This window comes from Methylobacterium sp. 22177, from assembly GCF_052045615.1.
GTDB classification, from domain to species: domain Bacteria; phylum Pseudomonadota; class Alphaproteobacteria; order Rhizobiales; family Beijerinckiaceae; genus Methylobacterium; species Methylobacterium radiotolerans.
On the sequence record NZ_JBQEPK010000060.1, the window covers coordinates 4,483 to 19,919 of the forward strand.

Consider the following 15,437-nt stretch of genomic DNA (forward strand, 5'->3'; position numbering starts at 1 on the left):
CTCGTCGAAGAAGCGGCAGGTCTCACACTTGGCGTTGGCCATGATCGGGCTCCTGGAACTGGATGGCGACCGGCGGCCGCGCTCAGTTGCAAATTGGAATAAATCCAATCTGTTGGTCAATAGCAGGCCGGACGGCCCATCCATCTGTGGACAGGCCTTGCCGTGGCTGTCCGCCCTGCTCGGCCTGCCGCTAGGCTCAGGCTGATCTGCCGCGACAATCAGGATGGTGCGCGGCTAGGGAGAACCGGGACCGCCAGGCACGTGAGCCAGCCCCTCGACAGCATCGCCACTGTCCTCGAAGGCACGGGCGACTACCGCGTACTGCGCCGGCTGCAGCCTCTGTCCGACTACCCGGACGCCCCCGAGGAGCCGACGTTCATCGGCTTGGTGGTCGACGTTGAGACCACCGGCACCGACTTCGGTACGGACGAGGTGATCGAGCTCGGGATCCTGAAATTCGAGTACGGCGCCAGCGGGCGCATTTACCGGGTGCTCGACACCCTCAACCAGCTGCACGAGCCGCAGAAGCCGATCCCTCCGGAGATCACCCGACTGACCGGCATCACCGACGCCGATGTGGCCGGGCAGCGGATCGACGACGCGGCGGTGGCGCGGATCGCGGCAGATGCTGCGGTGGTGATCGCGCACAACGCCAGCTTCGACCGGCAGATGTGCGAGCCGCGCTGGCCGGTGTTCCGGGAGAAGAACTGGGGCTGCTCGTGCCACCAGATCCCGTGGCGGGCGGAGGGGCACGAGGGCTTGAAGCTCGGCTACCTGCTGTCCGATTGCGGGTTCTTCCACCGCGGCCATCGAGCGATCGACGACTGCCACGCACTGCTGGCGCTGCTCGCCCGTCCGCTGCAGGCCTCCGGCCAGTTGGCGCTGGCCGCCTTGCTGGCGACGGCGCGCAAGCCCACGGTGCGGTTGTGGGCGCAGGGATCTCCGATTGAGACCAAGGAGCTTCTGAAGGCGCGGCGCTACCGCTGGAGCGGCCGTCGCCGGTGCTGGTACGTCGACCTGGACGAGGATCAGATCGAGATCGAGCGGACGTTTCTGAGCGAGGCGATCTATCGCCGGCCGATCATCGACCTTCCGGCTGATCGGTTCACGGCCCGGGACCGCTACTCCGCCCGGACCAATCCCGAGCAGGACGCCTAGACGGGAAAAGCCCTACGTGGCCGGCTCCTTCGCATAAGGGGATATTACGGCTCCACACGCACGTAGACATTCCATGGCGTCTCGCCACCGACGAGGTATTCTGGCTGAAGTCTCTCCTAAGCTGCTCACGATGGGGACAGCTACGAGCGGACTGGAGCCAACCCGGGATCATGACTGCATGCCAGCGCATGTCCCTGGTCGCGAGGTTCACGGCGAGCGAAGGCAATCCCGCGCCTTAGTTCCAAGGGCGTCTGACCGTGCCGGGCAGCCGTTGTAGAAAATGGAGCCGGCTCGTAGGGAGCAGCATCCAGCCGCAGGCGGGCGATGGCCGTTATGCGAGCGCGGCACATGACCGCGAGGAACAAGGCCGAGAAGACGCTGTCGTCGACGACTACAAGGTCGTGCCACGGTGCACAGCAGCGGCCCGAGGAGCGCGTTGCGCCCACGGCGAGGTGGCGCTGTGCCCTTTTCACCAACATAATACATTATACAACCTAAAATACGGATCGTTAAGTGTCGACCGGCAACCTGAAATTAATGCTTGACGGTCGTACACAAGCCTAACAATATAGCCAATGATCTGCGAAGCACATCCTAACGATTGCAGATCGGAGATGGCCGTGTGTTCATAAGATTTTCTTGGAATGCTATTCAATCAATGCGTCGGCGTGCACCCATCATCATCTTTTTTACTATAATCTTGATTATCCAATCGACAGGATTTTGTTATAGGAGGATGAAATGGCTAAGTAACGACGAGCTTTTGCAGACTGCCCTGTCATTTAGCGCTGCTTATTTTGGGCGCAAAAATACAGTCCAGGATACCCATGACTTCATAAGGGACAACCCAACTTGCTGCTCAATAAAAACATCATTTTCGAGTGATAATTTTGCGGTAAAAACACTCGAATATATCAGTGGCACTTATACGACGACCGCAATGATAAAGATTCAAGGCAAAAATGGCAATAATTACTACAAATCATATGTAGTAATGGACAACTGTGGCCATATTTTGCAATCGTACGGCATGGACGAAGAGTAAACAGGAGACACATATGGCTGACTTTTATGGACTGAACTATGCGTCCCTAACGCCTGACGTCGTCACCAATCTTTTCCTATATGGAAAGACGACAACACCTAGTGATCTGAACGAGCAAATTCGACCGTCGTCTGAGGTCGGCCCTACCGTTCATCTCAACATGGGCGATTACATGAGAGACGGGCCGGGAAGGTATGCTCTGCCAAGCAACGCGGCATTCGTAAAGAGTTTTTTCTCAAGTCTAGATAATCAACAAATAAATGGGCAGCCTATTAGCGGCACCTATACGGTGGATCAACTTATAAAGCAATTTGGCGTCTCTGAAGATGAATTCAAGATAAATATTGCTCAATATGCAATCGACACAAAATCATCCGACTACGCTTCAAGAGCGTACATATATAACAGCGGATCTTTCATAATAGCCAAAGATACGCAATTTGTGTTTGATGGCCAAAACTCACGCATAGACAACCTCCATGTGCGTGCTTTCGACGATAATTTTGATTTTGAATCATCCAGCTGGGTGACATGGGCGGGGAACAACACTGTCCTCAAGCCTTTAGTTGACCCTTTTGGTCTGGGAGCTGGCCGACCCGTTATATTCAAGTTCGACGGGACGTCCGGCGAGCCCATAACAAACAACTACGGCGCCAGCAACTACAACTCCGATGCAGCCCGGTGGGACTCCATCTATACTCCGACGGCATTTGCGTCAGACCTACTCCCCGGAATACTTGGAATTGTAGATCAACTGAAATCTGACAAAGTTATCGACTACGAGCGTGACGGCAAATACGTTATATATGCAAACAGTTCGGGGGCTACTATCTCGCCCGAGAATGCCGGGACCGCAAATGGTAGAGTAGATTCAAGTGATGACGATCACGCTTCAATCCTGGTCGGCAGTCCTGGGAATGATAAAATATACGGAGGATCGCACGCAGATTGGTTGTTAGGCGGTGGTGGGGATGACAATCTGTACGGAAGTCTGGGCGGAGATTTCATTGATGGCGGAGCGGATTATGATGTTCTCACATATTCCTCAGTAAGTGGTGAAATTAAGCTATCGTCGCGCCCCGCTAGCGACGTTCCGGACGGTATTGATCAAAATAATGGGATTTTGAAACTATCTTTTGATCAAAGCGATGATTTTGACCGTATTCGTGGTGTCGAAAACATAAGAATTGGATCGTCAGACGTACATCTTAAACTAGACTCAAGTGCGCTGGATGACAAAACTCAGACTGTCATCGACGGCAGTGGCACCAACGCTCTTCTAGATTTTTCCGACGTCGACAGAAGTGTCGAGTTTAATGCGGGAAACCTTGGCGAAAGCGACGGACTTATCTTCAATAATTTTACCGAAATCAAAGGTTCTGAGAACGGCGATACCTTCGATATCGGAGGTACCCCTATCACTTACCTGCAAGGCGGAGCAGGCAATGACACTATCCGCGGAAACGGCCAAGCTGCAATTGATGCGGGCCTAGGTAACAATAACGTCTACGGTTCGGATAAAGGAAGTGACACTTTTGTATATAGCGGCGGCAACCTTGTTATAGATAATGCCGCGGCGGATGATCATTTAATGCTAAGGAAAAGTTTTTTAACAGGAACCGACTCGAATACCGACAGATCTAGCGCAATACCGGTAACTTTCGGTTTTATGGGAGAGTACGACACGACAGGATTTGTCGACAGCGGGATACTGAAATACGATCACACCGATCACATTGATTTTGGCAGCGATCTTCCGCCGTTTGACATGCCCGTGTACAAATACAACGCTCTTTACTCTGATGATTTTGATTTTGAGATTGACTATGAGAAGCGGGATGATGGAAGCCTTGTCTTGACATTCAAAAAAACAACTTCTTACAACGACCAAGATACCATCATTCCTCATCGGCCAATTAGAGACGATGTTGTCGGACAGATAACAATTAATAACTTTCACGATGGCGATCTAGGGATTAATTTTGCGCCGGCAACAGGTGGTGCGATAGAGCCGGGCTCAACGACGTCCTATGATCATGATAACCAACTGACTATGCAGGCTCTTAACAACGGAAATTTCCTGGCGGCGCCAATGCTGCATACTGATGTAACATAAAAAATGTGTGGCGCGCATCCGAGTGTGCGCGCCATTTCCAGGTAGGACTTATTCGAGTCATCAGGCTTATTCGATAAAGCCCGATCGCGCTGCGATCATCAGTCTTCAAACAGGTACGTGATGTCGGGTGACCATATTGATGTGCAAGGTACTGTGATCGTCGACACAGGGCTGCGTGCCTTGTGTAGCGTCGCGGGCTTTTATCGGATTCCAGGCAATCCGATGCATCTTGCTCGCGAATTGGCATTGGGTGGTCGTAAAGCTGATAACCGTGACCTTGTTCGAGCAGCTAATCTTCTCGGATTGAAGGCTCGTATAATTAAGGCTTCCCGGCCGAATCGCCTTGCCAATATTCCCACGCCCGCCCTGGTGCATCTAAAATCTTCAGGATTTTCTCTTCTCGGAGGGCGAGATCGCAATGGAATTCATAGGATTGTTGATTTCACGACACGTAAAACGAGTGATTTAACTCTTGAGGAATTATTCGCCGCGATCGACTCGGAGGTGATCCTGGTGCAGCGGCGCTTCCGAGGCGCGGGTGTCCCACCTACAACCTTCGGGCTTCGTTGGTTCCTTCCGTCTATTTGGCGCTATCGGCGACCGATTATTCATGTGCTGCTTGCTTCACTGTTCGTGCAACTTTTTGCCCTAGTGACACCGCTTTTTTTTCAAGTTGTCGTTGATAAGGTGCTCGTGCATAAAGGCACGTCCACTCTCCTTGTTATCGTCGCCGGCCTAGCTCTTGTCGGACTCTTCGACGTAGTTCTACAACATTTACGTACTTACGCGCTCTCACACACGACAAATCGCATCGACGTCGAGCTAGGCCAGCGGCTGTTTCGGCACCTACTTGCGTTGCCGCTTGGCTACTTCGAAACTCGGCCTGCTGGCCAAACCGTGGCTCGCATCCGCGAGCTTGAGACCATTCGCGCGTTTCTGACTGGACAAGGTTTGTTCTCCGGCATTGACCTTGTCTTCGCCTCGATATTCGTCGCAGCCCTGTTTGCATATTCGACAAAATTAGCGCTTATTGTGGTCGTAACTATTCCGTTCTACATCGGCATCAGCGCTCTCGTGCGTCCACCATTGCGTGAGGGTATCAAACAGAAATTCAACCGCGGTGCCGAGAGTCAACAATTCTTAGTCGAGTCTGTAGTCGGCATTCAAACTCTTAAGGCCTCAGCTATCGAGCCTGCCATGCGCCAACAATGGGAGGAGCGTTTGGCTGCATACGTGCGCACCGCCTTCGATACTACGATGCTTGCCGCTGGCGGGCAGAACGCGATCCAATTTGTGAGCAAGCTCTCCTCGGCGGCTATAATGCTGTTTGGCGCCAAGGCTGCGATTGACGGCGAGCTAACAGTCGGCGAATTGGTTGCCTTCAACATGATTGCGAGTCAAGTTGCGCAACCTATTTTACGCCTTTCCCAGCTTTGGCAGGATTTTCAGCAAATACAAGTGTCCGTCGAACGCCTTGGAGATATCCTCAATACTCCTCCAGAACAAACACCCAAAACAAGTATTAGTCTTCCCGCTCCAAAAGGAGCAGTCACCTTGCGCAATGTTTCTTTTTCATACCGACCTGGCGGCCAGCACGTTCTCAAGGATATTTCGTTACACATTCGTCCGGGCGATGTCGTTGGTATTGTTGGCGCTTCTGGTTCGGGCAAATCTACGCTGACTAAGCTAATACAACGGCTTTACACACCGTCTGAGGGGCAAGTACTTGTTGATGGCCTCGATATTGCCCAGGTCGATCCGGCATGGCTGCGCACACATATTGGCGTTGTGCTACAGGAGAACCTGCTCTTCAATCGTACAATCCACGACAATATCGCCCTCGCCAATCCGGCCTTGCCTCGTGCCGCCGTTATGCAAGCTGCCAAGCTCTCAGGTGCAGACGAATTTATCAATCGTCTGCCGCAGGGCTACGACACATTAATTGAAGAGCGTGGGACAAACCTGTCGGGTGGCCAGCGCCAACGCATCGCAATTGCCCGTGCCATCGTGACGAGTCCTCCCATCTTAATCTTCGATGAGGCGACCTCTGCCCTCGACTACGAGAGCGAGCGCCTGGTGCAGGCTAATATGCGTCATATTGTGAAGGACCGGACCGTAATCATGATCGCGCATCGGCTCGCGACTGTGCGGGGTTGTAATCACATAATTGGTATGGCGGACGGGAGGGTCGTCGAGATTGGTAATCATGATGAGCTGGTGCGTCGGCCTAACGGCGTCTATGCTCGGCTCTGGGCATTGCAGATGGGCATCGGCGTAGAGGCGGTCGCATGACGCTGTCCGCTCAACCTGCTAATCAGAACGGGCCCTCACTGTCGGGAAAGGTTGTACGCTTTGAGCGTCGTTACCGACAGCACCGGCGCGATCAGGAATTCCTACCTGCAGCACTTGAGATCCTAGAGTCACCGCCCTCGCCGGTGCGCATGGTGCTCATCCTCATCATCTGCGCGCTTGCAGCCACTGCACTTGTTTGGGCGTATATTGGACACATTGACGTTGTCGCGCTGGCGCAGGGCAAGATCCAGCCAACTGGGCGAGTGAAGGTAGTGCAGCCATTGGAAAGCGGCCGGGTTCGATTAATTCAGGCCGAGAATGGGCTGCATGTATCCGCAGGTGACATACTTGTCGAACTTGATCCAACAGAAATGCACGCTGAAGAAGTGGGTTTGCGCACGAACCTGATCGCCTACCGCGCCGAGACGGTGCGGCGGCGAGAGGCGATCCAAATCGCGAGTGAAAGCAATCTCGACAGCGCGCTTTTCGCCCGGCCCGCACTGACCTTCGGGACCGACACTCCGTCTTCGATCCGTATGCGGGAGCAACAGGTCCTTACAGGAGATCTTGCCCAGCTGGGTGCGGCCGTGGAGAGCCTGATTGAGCAAACCCAACAAAAAATTGCGGAACGTGACCGGCTAATTGCTATGATTGCGGCTCAGAAAAACCTCATCTCGACACTGAAAGAGCGCGTCGAGATGCGTACAATCCTTGTAGAAAAGAGTGCGGGAACCAAATCCTCTTTAATCGACGCAACTGAGACTCTACAATACCAACAAGGAACATTGGCGACGCAAATTGGCCAACTTGCGGAGGCCGAAGCAAGCCTCCGTGTACTAACCCGTGAACGGCGCAAGCTGCGTGATACCTTCATCGCCGATAATGGCCAGAGGCTTGCCGATGCCGAGCGGCAAGTTGATGATCTTGAGCAGCGACTCGCCAAGGCACGAGCTCGCACTGAGCATATGACTCTTCGGGCGCCGCTTACGGGGACGGTGCAGGCATCATCTCTCACGACTATTGGACAAGTCGTGATGCCAGGTGAGGAGTTGATGCGGATCGTGCCGGATGGATCCGTGCTTGAGGTTGAGGCTTACTTGCCCAATCGGGATATTGGCTTTGTGCAGCCTGGGCAGGAGGCGACGATTAAGATCGAGTCATTCCCCTTCACGCGCTACGGAACTATTACAGGTTACGTGACGCGAGTAGCGAGCGATGCGATCCCTGAGCCAGAAGCACAACAAACAGAGGGTAGTCCAACTAAAAGTCTTCGGATTGGTGGGTTCATTGGCGGAGCGCAGCGCACGCAAAACCTCGTGTTTCCTATCATTGTCCGTCCTGAAGTTACAAACATCTCTGCAGATGGCGTATCCGTGCCGCTATCGCCTGGCATGGCGGTATCTATTGAGATTAAGACGGGAAAGAGACGTATTCTCGAATACTTGTTTTCGCCGTTTTTGGAGGTCACTTCGAGGGCGATGCATGAGCGTTAAGGACCTATCATTATTCCGTTGGCAAGGTTGCATCTTGCATTCGGTGGGCGCCGTAGCAAACGCATCGGTTAAAACCGAGCCTGCAGCTTGAATTGATCGACGCCGCCTCTTCTGCCCACTTTGTCGGTCCTATTATCTCACAGCTCGTTTCAGGTCGTACTGCTGTTAACGCTCCGGGCGTCGGCTGAGGCCGAGGTGTCGATCGCACTGACCGTATTGCGAAATGTTGGCGGCATAGACATGTATGCCGATAAAACGATCGTATTTCCGACAGTGAGCTCGACGCGCCGCTGAGTGGCCCAAAACGGCTCCGTTTTTGTCGGAGAAACGTGTCGGCTTTTCTATTGCCGGAGAAACGCGCTTTTGGCACTATCCCGACATGCTCGTCGGATATGCCCGCGTCTCGACCCAGGATCAGAACCTCGACCTCCAGCGCGACGCGCTGACGAAGGCCGGTTGCGAGCGCCTGTTCGAGGAGAAGAAGTCCGGCAAGGCCGGCACCAAGCGCCCAGCCTTCGAGGCGGCGCTGGCCTTCCTGCGTCCCGAGGACGTGCTGGTGGTCTGGAAGCTCGATCGCCTCGGCCGGTCCCTGGTCGAGATGATGCGCACCATCGACGGCTTGCGGGTGAAGGAGGTCCACTTCCGCTCGCTCACCGAGCAATTCGACTCCGCCACCGCGCACGGCCGCTTCGCCCTGCAGATGCACGGCGCCATGGCCGAGTACTTCCTCGACCTCAACCGGGAGCGCACCATGGAAGGCCTGAAGGCGGCGCTCGCCCGAGGCCGCAAGGGCGGCCGGCCGAAGAAGCTTAAGGAGGCCGACCTCGAAGTGGCCCGGGCGATGCTGGCGGCCGGCACGATCAGTGTCGCGGAGATCGCCAAGCGGCTCGGCGTCAACCGGGACACCTTCTACAGCTACTTCCCTCGCGCCCGCGCCAACGCGCGCTCGGACAAGGCGTGAGCCGATGCCGATCCGGCGCGAGCACCGCTTCTTCTACCCGATCGATTGGCCCCAGCTCTCGGCGCTGATCAGGTTCGAGAGGGCGAAAGGCTGTTGCGAGGGATGCGGTCGGCCGCATGGGCAGCTGGTCTATCACCTCGGCGATGGCCGCTGGTGGGATGCTGAAGCGGCTCGGTGGCGTGACGGTCGCGGACGCCGGATCCGGCTCGTGTCGGGAGCCGACATCCTCGGCCAAGTTCGTCACACCCGCGTCGTCCTCGCCGCGGCGCACCGGGATCATGACACCGCGAACAACATCGGTGCCAACCTCGCCGCCTTCTGCCAGCGCTGCCATATGATCCACGATCGGCCGGAGCATCGCAGGCGGCGCTGGCGGACACTGTTCCGACGCAAGGCACTCGGGGACCTGTTCAGTGGCCCCTATGCCTGAGAGCGTCAGCTACGCTCGCACTGACCCTGCCTTCCGAGTACCGGGACGGTAGCCGTTGCGGAGCTGCAGGCTCACGGCGATCGCCGAACGCCTCTCGGAGTATCCAGGGGCGACCATCGGGTAGTTGCTCGGAAGGCCCCACTTCGCCCGATACGTCTCCGGGGTCAGCCCACAGGCAGTCAGGTGCCGCTTGAGCGTCTTGTAGCCCTTGCCATCCTCGAAGCTGATCAGCGCCTCGTGCGTGATGGAGGCGCGGATCTGGGCTGGCGTCGTTCTGCTATCCAGCAGAGCGTCGGTTCTGTCGGAATTCGTGAGACCGATGATGGCATCGGCTGCGCTCGTGATCAGCGTAGCCAAGTCTGAGACCGGCACGTTGTTGCGCCTTACGTAGGCACTCACGAGATGGGCGGTCATCCGCCCATAGTCCGCGGCTGAGACGGTATCGGCGATCCTGTTTTGGTCCATGGTGCCCCCACCAGTAGTAGAATACCCGGGTGGTACCATGATCTGGTCGTGCGCAATCTTAATATTTGAAGATTGTATACAAACGTTGCGCGCAGGTCACAATTATCTATTCTAGATAGTTTGCTCGCATGTCTCATCTATCAAAAGTAGAGGTTTGTTGCCTTGCCGTCGGATGCGCCGGAGGAGTCCGTCCGTCGAACCCTTCAGGCCGGGCTCTCGTTGAGAAGTCAGACGCCGCCCTCGATCTGCGCTCCGCCAAGCCAAACGAGTGTGTCGTCCAGCGTGTCGAACCGGTGCGCCTCCTGCGTGAACGGAGCCGGCAGAGGTGGGGCGGCCTCCAACAGCTCCGCGTACCATCCCCGGACATCGCCGCCTTTGGAGAGGCTGCGCACCACGCTGCCGACGACGTCCCCATCGAGGAGCAGGTCGTAGCTGCCGGCGGCCAAGCGCTGGAGGGTGTAGGGCATCGCAGTTCCGGCAGAGATGGTGGGCCCGGCAGGACTCGAACCTGCAACCAGACCGTTATGAGCGGTCGGCTCTAACCGTTGAGCTACAGGCCCCTGGCCTCACATAGCCGGCAGGTCTCCTGGGTCACAACCTGCGCCCTTCAAGCCGAGCGACGATGCGATCAGTGCTGCGGATCCGAGCTCTGGCTGGTGAAGATCGCCAGACCGTGCTTCGCAACGAGCGCACGAAACGCCCGGACGGCTTCCTGATCCGTGGCGAACTCCACGGACCACCGCGTGCAACCACCCCCGATGTGCACGACCTCCATCCGCCAGGGGGCCTGCGAGCCGGCACGGCGGTAGATCTCCAGGTCGATCGTCTCGCCGTCGTGGCTCACGGGGCCGGACAGCGAGGAGTGCTCGAAGTCCTCATCCTCGCCCGGCGACACGCTCATTCCTCCTCGGCCGGCGCGTGCTCGGTACCGTCGGGATCCCCACCGTCAGAGGTGTCGGCCACGGGCTGGGCAACCGAAGCGACACCCCGGTAGAAGTCGCCGTGCCGCTCGACCTCGCCGCTCGTCGTCAACATGCTGAGGTACGTGGCCAGGGTGTTGGGCGCTACATCCTGCAGCCGGTCGCTGATCTGAGCATGGGAGAGCCCCTGCGGCCCGGCCTCCTCCAAGAGCGCCTTCAACCGGCCCTTGGCCGAGTTCGCACGAGGGCCACGGGGCCCGCGCCCTGCACCCCGCCCGCCGCGAGCTTGATCGTCGCCAGCCGATGCACGGCGACGGGGCTGCTCGTCGGGGAGGTCCTCCAAGGGCGTCCCTTCGACGATGGAGGCCAGGGACCGCTCGGCCAGGCGTAGCTTCGTCAACTCCGCGCCGACCCGCTCGAAATCGGCTTCGAGGGCTGCACGCTGCCGCCTCACATCGGCCAGGGCGTTTGCGAGTGTGCTGTCCTGTGACATCCGAACCGCGTCTCTCCATGATGGCAGTGCAAGAAGTCGCGCGCCGCGCGCCGATCCGGACGAGCCATCGTCTCTGACCGTCGAGCTTCGCGCCCGCGGGTACGGCCCATACGCCACCGCCCCGTCGCGTACGAGCACCGAGCCGCAGCTCGACCCCGGGATCGAGATCTCATCCCCAGCCGCCCCAAGCTGGGGACGGCACGGCCACCTGCGCCCGGATCGAGGTGCCTGGTCTCGGGAGCCTGCAGATCCGAGGGGCGGCTCAGCGGTACAGCCCCTCCGCTCGCAGGCCATCGAGCAACACGCCGGCCTGCTCGTGGGCGACGGCTTCGCTTCCATGCTCGCGGAAGCCGTGCTCGAACATCGGCAGCAGCATCCGCGTCGCCTGATCCATCGCCGAGCCCTCCCACAGGACCAGGACCTCACGGTCGGTCAGGTCCTTGAGGAAACACCACAGCATCAGCACGAGGCTGAGCGCGGGACGCTCATGCCAGTCGGCCGTCGCCAGCCGTTTGATCCGTTCGAGCCGGCGCATGAGCGCCTGCCGCTTGGACGGGATCAGATCGGCAAACGGCTCCAGGCACGCGATCCGCAGCTTCTCGCACAGCGCCGCGATATCCGCCTCTGCCCTCGCTGCCAGAGCCGGATCGGCCGGGACGAAGGCGCCCGGCGCGCTCGCGATGGCGTAGACGAGGTAGGCGGGGATCGCGAGCTCGATCCGCTGACGGTCGGTCAAAGCGGGCATCAGGGCGGGCCCCGGCTGGAAGGCTGCTCGTGATAGGTGCTCTGCCTCGGCCTCACAACTGATCGATGAGGATGCCGGCGAGGCTGCCGCGACGAGGTTGTTCGGGATCCGTGCTCGATCCGCCGCCGTCAGACTCCAGCGTCTGCGAACAGGTCGAGTTGGCCCGCAGGGATGCGCGTCCGACGGCCGGAGGTCCGGTGGAGGCTCCGCGGCATAGGCAGAGCCGGCAGAGCAAAGCCGGGCTTGCCGTAGAGCACGGCACCGACGATCCGGGAGCCATCGCCATGGCTGAACACGTTCATGGTGTGAGGCCCGGCCCGCAGGATCTCCTGCACCAGGGGCTCGTCCACGCTCATGTTCGACAGGGCCGTGAGCAGACAGGCGAGGCCCGCCACCTGGATGCCGAACGACTGGAACTCGACCACCCGCTGCTGCCAGACCTGGCGCACGGCTCCAGCGCTGGTGTTCGGGAACGGGTTCGGCGCCGGCTGTGTCGCCGCATCGGCCACGAACGCCGCGATCACCCGCCGCTCGACGATGTGGTCGGCCGCGAGCACGGCGGCGGCAAGCTGGTGCTGACTGATCGGCATGGCGCTCGGCAGAGGCATCGGTTCTGATCGGCTTCCGGCCGGTTCCCTCATCGTCGGCCAGCAGCCGTCAGCGCGACGGGTCGGCTTCCACCGGCCGTGGCTTGCCAACGGCTCTGTGAACGCTGCCCTTGCCGATGCCAAGGCGGGCGGCGATCGCCGCCATGCTGAGCCCCTCCGCCGCCAGGGCCTCGATCTCGGCCTGCCGCGCCCGCACCGTCGGCTTGCGGCCCTTGTAGCGGCCAGCCGCCTTCGCCTTGGCGATGCCCTCTCGCTGGCGCTCCAGCATGATCTCGCGCTCGAACTGCGCGACGCCGCCCAGGACGTTGAGCATCAGGCGCCCGGTCGGGGTGGCGCTATCGACGCCGAGGTTCAGGATCCGCAGGGCGACGCCCTTGGCCTCGAGCGCGGTGATGATGGTGCCGAGGTGGGTGACCGAGCGGGCGAGGCGATCGAGCTTGGTGACGACGAGGGCGTCGCCCTCGCGGCAGAGATCGATCGCGGCCTCAAGCTGGGTGCGGCGTCCGACGGAGGAGACCTGCTCGCAGAACAGCTTCCTGCACCCGAGCGCGGTGAGATCACGGACCTGGGCGTCAAGGCCGGCCTCCTGTTCGAGGGTTGAGGTACGCGCGTAACCGACGAGCATGAGGCGAAGCGGGCTCTTGTTCCGATAGGTTCAAAAACCTTGCCGCGATCTCGTTCCAAAATTCAAGATGCCTGCTATTGGACTGCCAAGGCGGACCGTGACCGTTCCAGATGTCGTCGTTCCGCTAGGGCAGGCCCTATTGGATCGGCAATGCTGTTGCGTCCGGACCGGGGCTTCAAGCGTACGAACCGTCGACCTGCGTAACAGCTGTTATGGGTGGCTACCCTTGGGAGTCGCTCACCGAGCGACTGCTTCCGGAACAGTGTAGACATTGCGCACCGTACTTCTGCGCGGGCTAAACCATTATATGAATAGCGCCTTCTGCACCGTTCATTAGTCTCTACTTTTGAACCACGTCCTTGCCAAGAGCAGCTCTGACTCCGACGCCTACCAGAGCATGGTACAAACGCTAGGCTTGCACTTTTTTACAAGTCACGCGATTGTGATCGTGGACGGTGAATCACTATAGCCGTCATGCTAAGAGGAGCCATATGAATGAGTGAAGTTCCGGCCAGCCTGACGACAAATATCCATAAACCAAAAGGAGTCTATACTTCATCAATTGAGCATTTCATTCCCCAGTCGTCATGTCATCCGAAATGTAAAAATGGCGAAGGCGATAATTATTCTTGGAAAGAAGCTTATCCTGTACTTCTCAATCCCGCTACCGCGCGAGTTGAATGTAGGGCGCACGGCACCGACAATCCATGCGATTTTGCAGAGATACATGTGACCTTTGACAATGTGGCCAAAGAGGCGACTGTTTACATTAAGAGCAGGTCTAGTGCTATGCATGTAAGAGTGCAGGGTGATATACTTTGATATCCAAGAATTCGCTCAATAAGGCCTAAAAATTTCTCAAATCGAGAATGCGTTCGCGAGGCATTTATTCGTAATGGCTCGCGGATCTTAGATCGATACGAATATGCCAGTTGTTGCCATCGCCGGCAGTTGCTTTGTGAGGCCACCCACTGATCTGACGTACAGGGAGGGGAAGAACCTGACAATTATGCCGGGTACGTTCCAGCTCTGCAGTTCCGAAGGGCAAGCTCTATTGGATCGGCAATGCTGCTGCGGTGGAAGCATGGCTTCAAGCGCACGAACCGTTGATCTGCGTAGTAGCTGTTATGGAAGGCTACCCATGGGGTCGCCGGCCGAGCAACCGCTGCCGGATCAGTGCGGACATTGCGCACCGAACTTTCGCACGGACTAACTCATTGTATAAGCAGCGCTTTTGTACCGTTCATTAGTCTTGATTTTTGCGATGAGGTTCCTTCAAGCGAACCACTGAATAGAAACTGATTTGCATTGGCAAACTTATTGCTATACGAATATTTTGTACATTGTGATTCGATGGTCCAAGACAACGCATAAGGAGGCATTTTTCGATGTCCATCCTGTATCAAAACAATCTTGCGACTTTTGATGATAGTTTTCAGCCTACGGGCGGTTCCAAGTTCGATCCTTGGCCTCATTTCGAAATGAAAAAGCTTCGGCATGAACTTACTCTTACGGTAGAAGGTCCTGATGATTTAAGGCAAGCAGCGGAAGGATGCATACAACAGGCAACTGCTGCGGGTTTATTGGCGGCAATTGTAGCCTCTTTTACAGGAGTCGGTATAGGCGGCACAGCGGCCGCTTTCACTGTGTTTCAGGCGGAATTCACACGATGTGCTGGAGCGCAGATTACAGCAAGATTAGATGACAAATCCCATTGGATAACATGGTGGACATAGTCAGATATCAACGGCCGCTCTAAGTACTGGAACGCTAAAACCGCACCTTATGTCTGTTTTAGCGTTCCATGATGAGACTTTATTCGAACCGATATGTGAAAAGCAGCGGCAGCGTCGAGTTGCCACCGCCGGCAGTTGCACTGTGAGGCTACCCACTGATCTGACGCGTAGGAAGAGGCACATCCCGCCGGCTGCGGAACTGCTGTCGACGACCATCGTCGGGGCGTTGGAGCGCCAGGTCGCCCTCCCGACGGCCGTCGCACCATAAGGACCTTCGGGTGCGCCGTCAGTACGCACCCTCGTCGGGGATGTTCAGGATGTTGCCGCAGGCCTTGCAGTGCACGGCGTCC

The 15,437-nt window shown here is 57.5% G+C and carries 16 protein-coding genes and 1 tRNA gene; 9 read left to right on the top strand and 8 right to left on the bottom strand.

The genetic code is table 11. The features are described 5' to 3' along the window. From ACTJK8_RS29265 to ACTJK8_RS29295, 7 genes are all read left to right on the top strand, one after another. On the top strand, nucleotides 1-205 hold a 205-nt coding region (locus ACTJK8_RS29265; protein WP_440762973.1), incomplete at its 5' end, for a hypothetical protein. Between the two features lie 56 nt (nucleotides 206-261). Then, nucleotides 262-1,158, top strand: coding sequence for a 3'-5' exonuclease (locus ACTJK8_RS29270; protein WP_440762974.1), 897 nt, complete (start codon nucleotides 262-264; stop codon nucleotides 1,156-1,158). Nucleotides 1,159-2,216: 1,058 nt separating this feature from the next. After that, the gene (locus tag ACTJK8_RS29275) at nucleotides 2,217-4,319 is read left to right on the top strand and encodes a hypothetical protein (RefSeq protein ID WP_440762975.1); all 2,103 of its coding nucleotides are present in this window, start codon (nucleotides 2,217-2,219) and stop codon (nucleotides 4,317-4,319) included. A 120-nt stretch (nucleotides 4,320-4,439) separates the two neighbouring features. Further along, on the top strand, nucleotides 4,440-6,611 hold the full coding sequence (locus tag ACTJK8_RS29280) for a peptidase domain-containing ABC transporter (protein WP_440762976.1): 2,172 nt from the start codon (nucleotides 4,440-4,442) through the stop codon (nucleotides 6,609-6,611). Beyond that, entirely contained in the window at nucleotides 6,608-8,104 is a 1,497-nt protein-coding gene (locus ACTJK8_RS29285; protein WP_440762977.1) for an HlyD family type I secretion periplasmic adaptor subunit, read from the top strand. The genes ACTJK8_RS29280 and ACTJK8_RS29285 overlap by 4 nt, the downstream gene beginning before the upstream one ends. A gap of 379 nt (nucleotides 8,105-8,483) precedes the next feature. Then, the gene (locus ACTJK8_RS29290; protein WP_440762978.1) at nucleotides 8,484-9,065 is read left to right on the top strand and encodes a recombinase family protein; all 582 of its coding nucleotides are present in this window, start codon (nucleotides 8,484-8,486) and stop codon (nucleotides 9,063-9,065) included. 4 nt (nucleotides 9,066-9,069) lie between these two features. Next, a complete protein-coding gene (locus tag ACTJK8_RS29295; RefSeq protein WP_440762979.1) occupies nucleotides 9,070-9,495 on the top strand; it encodes a hypothetical protein in 426 nt (141 codons plus the stop codon). A gap of 9 nt (nucleotides 9,496-9,504) precedes the next feature. Here the strand turns inward: ACTJK8_RS29295 and ACTJK8_RS29300 are convergent, their stop codons facing one another. The 8 genes from ACTJK8_RS29300 to ACTJK8_RS29335 form a co-directional block, all read right to left on the bottom strand. Then, on the bottom strand, nucleotides 9,505-9,909 hold the full coding sequence (locus ACTJK8_RS29300) for a MucR family transcriptional regulator (RefSeq protein WP_440762980.1): 405 nt from the start codon (nucleotides 9,907-9,909) through the stop codon (nucleotides 9,505-9,507). A 278-nt stretch (nucleotides 9,910-10,187) separates the two neighbouring features. Continuing rightward, nucleotides 10,188-10,427: a hypothetical protein gene (locus tag ACTJK8_RS29305; protein WP_440762981.1), complete on the bottom strand. Its 240-nt coding sequence runs from the start codon at nucleotides 10,425-10,427 to the stop codon at nucleotides 10,188-10,190. 17 nt (nucleotides 10,428-10,444) lie between these two features. Beyond that, a tRNA-Ile gene (locus ACTJK8_RS29310) sits at nucleotides 10,445-10,520 on the bottom strand. A 68-nt stretch (nucleotides 10,521-10,588) separates the two neighbouring features. Further along, nucleotides 10,589-10,861: a hypothetical protein gene (locus ACTJK8_RS29315; RefSeq protein ID WP_012338194.1), complete on the bottom strand. Its 273-nt coding sequence runs from the start codon at nucleotides 10,859-10,861 to the stop codon at nucleotides 10,589-10,591. Beyond that, a complete protein-coding gene (locus tag ACTJK8_RS29320; protein ID WP_440762982.1) occupies nucleotides 10,858-11,373 on the bottom strand; it encodes a hypothetical protein in 516 nt (171 codons plus the stop codon). The genes ACTJK8_RS29315 and ACTJK8_RS29320 overlap by 4 nt, the downstream gene beginning before the upstream one ends. Before the next feature lie 262 nt (nucleotides 11,374-11,635). Next, a complete protein-coding gene (locus ACTJK8_RS29325) occupies nucleotides 11,636-12,118 on the bottom strand; it encodes a hypothetical protein (RefSeq protein ID WP_440762983.1) in 483 nt (160 codons plus the stop codon). Between the two features lie 128 nt (nucleotides 12,119-12,246). Continuing rightward, entirely contained in the window at nucleotides 12,247-12,726 is a 480-nt protein-coding gene (locus ACTJK8_RS29330; RefSeq protein ID WP_440762984.1) for a hypothetical protein, read from the bottom strand. 49 nt (nucleotides 12,727-12,775) lie between these two features. After that, nucleotides 12,776-13,351 (bottom strand): recombinase family protein, encoded by a 576-nt coding sequence (locus ACTJK8_RS29335; RefSeq protein WP_440762985.1) that lies wholly within the window; start codon nucleotides 13,349-13,351, stop codon nucleotides 12,776-12,778. 495 nt (nucleotides 13,352-13,846) lie between these two features. Between ACTJK8_RS29335 and ACTJK8_RS29340 the strand changes: the two genes are divergently transcribed. After that, on the top strand, nucleotides 13,847-14,173 hold the full coding sequence (locus ACTJK8_RS29340) for a hypothetical protein (RefSeq protein ID WP_440762986.1): 327 nt from the start codon (nucleotides 13,847-13,849) through the stop codon (nucleotides 14,171-14,173). 566 nt (nucleotides 14,174-14,739) lie between these two features. Continuing rightward, on the top strand, nucleotides 14,740-15,087 hold the full coding sequence (locus tag ACTJK8_RS29345) for a hypothetical protein (RefSeq protein ID WP_440762987.1): 348 nt from the start codon (nucleotides 14,740-14,742) through the stop codon (nucleotides 15,085-15,087). The last annotated feature ends 350 nt before the right edge of the window (nucleotides 15,088-15,437 follow it).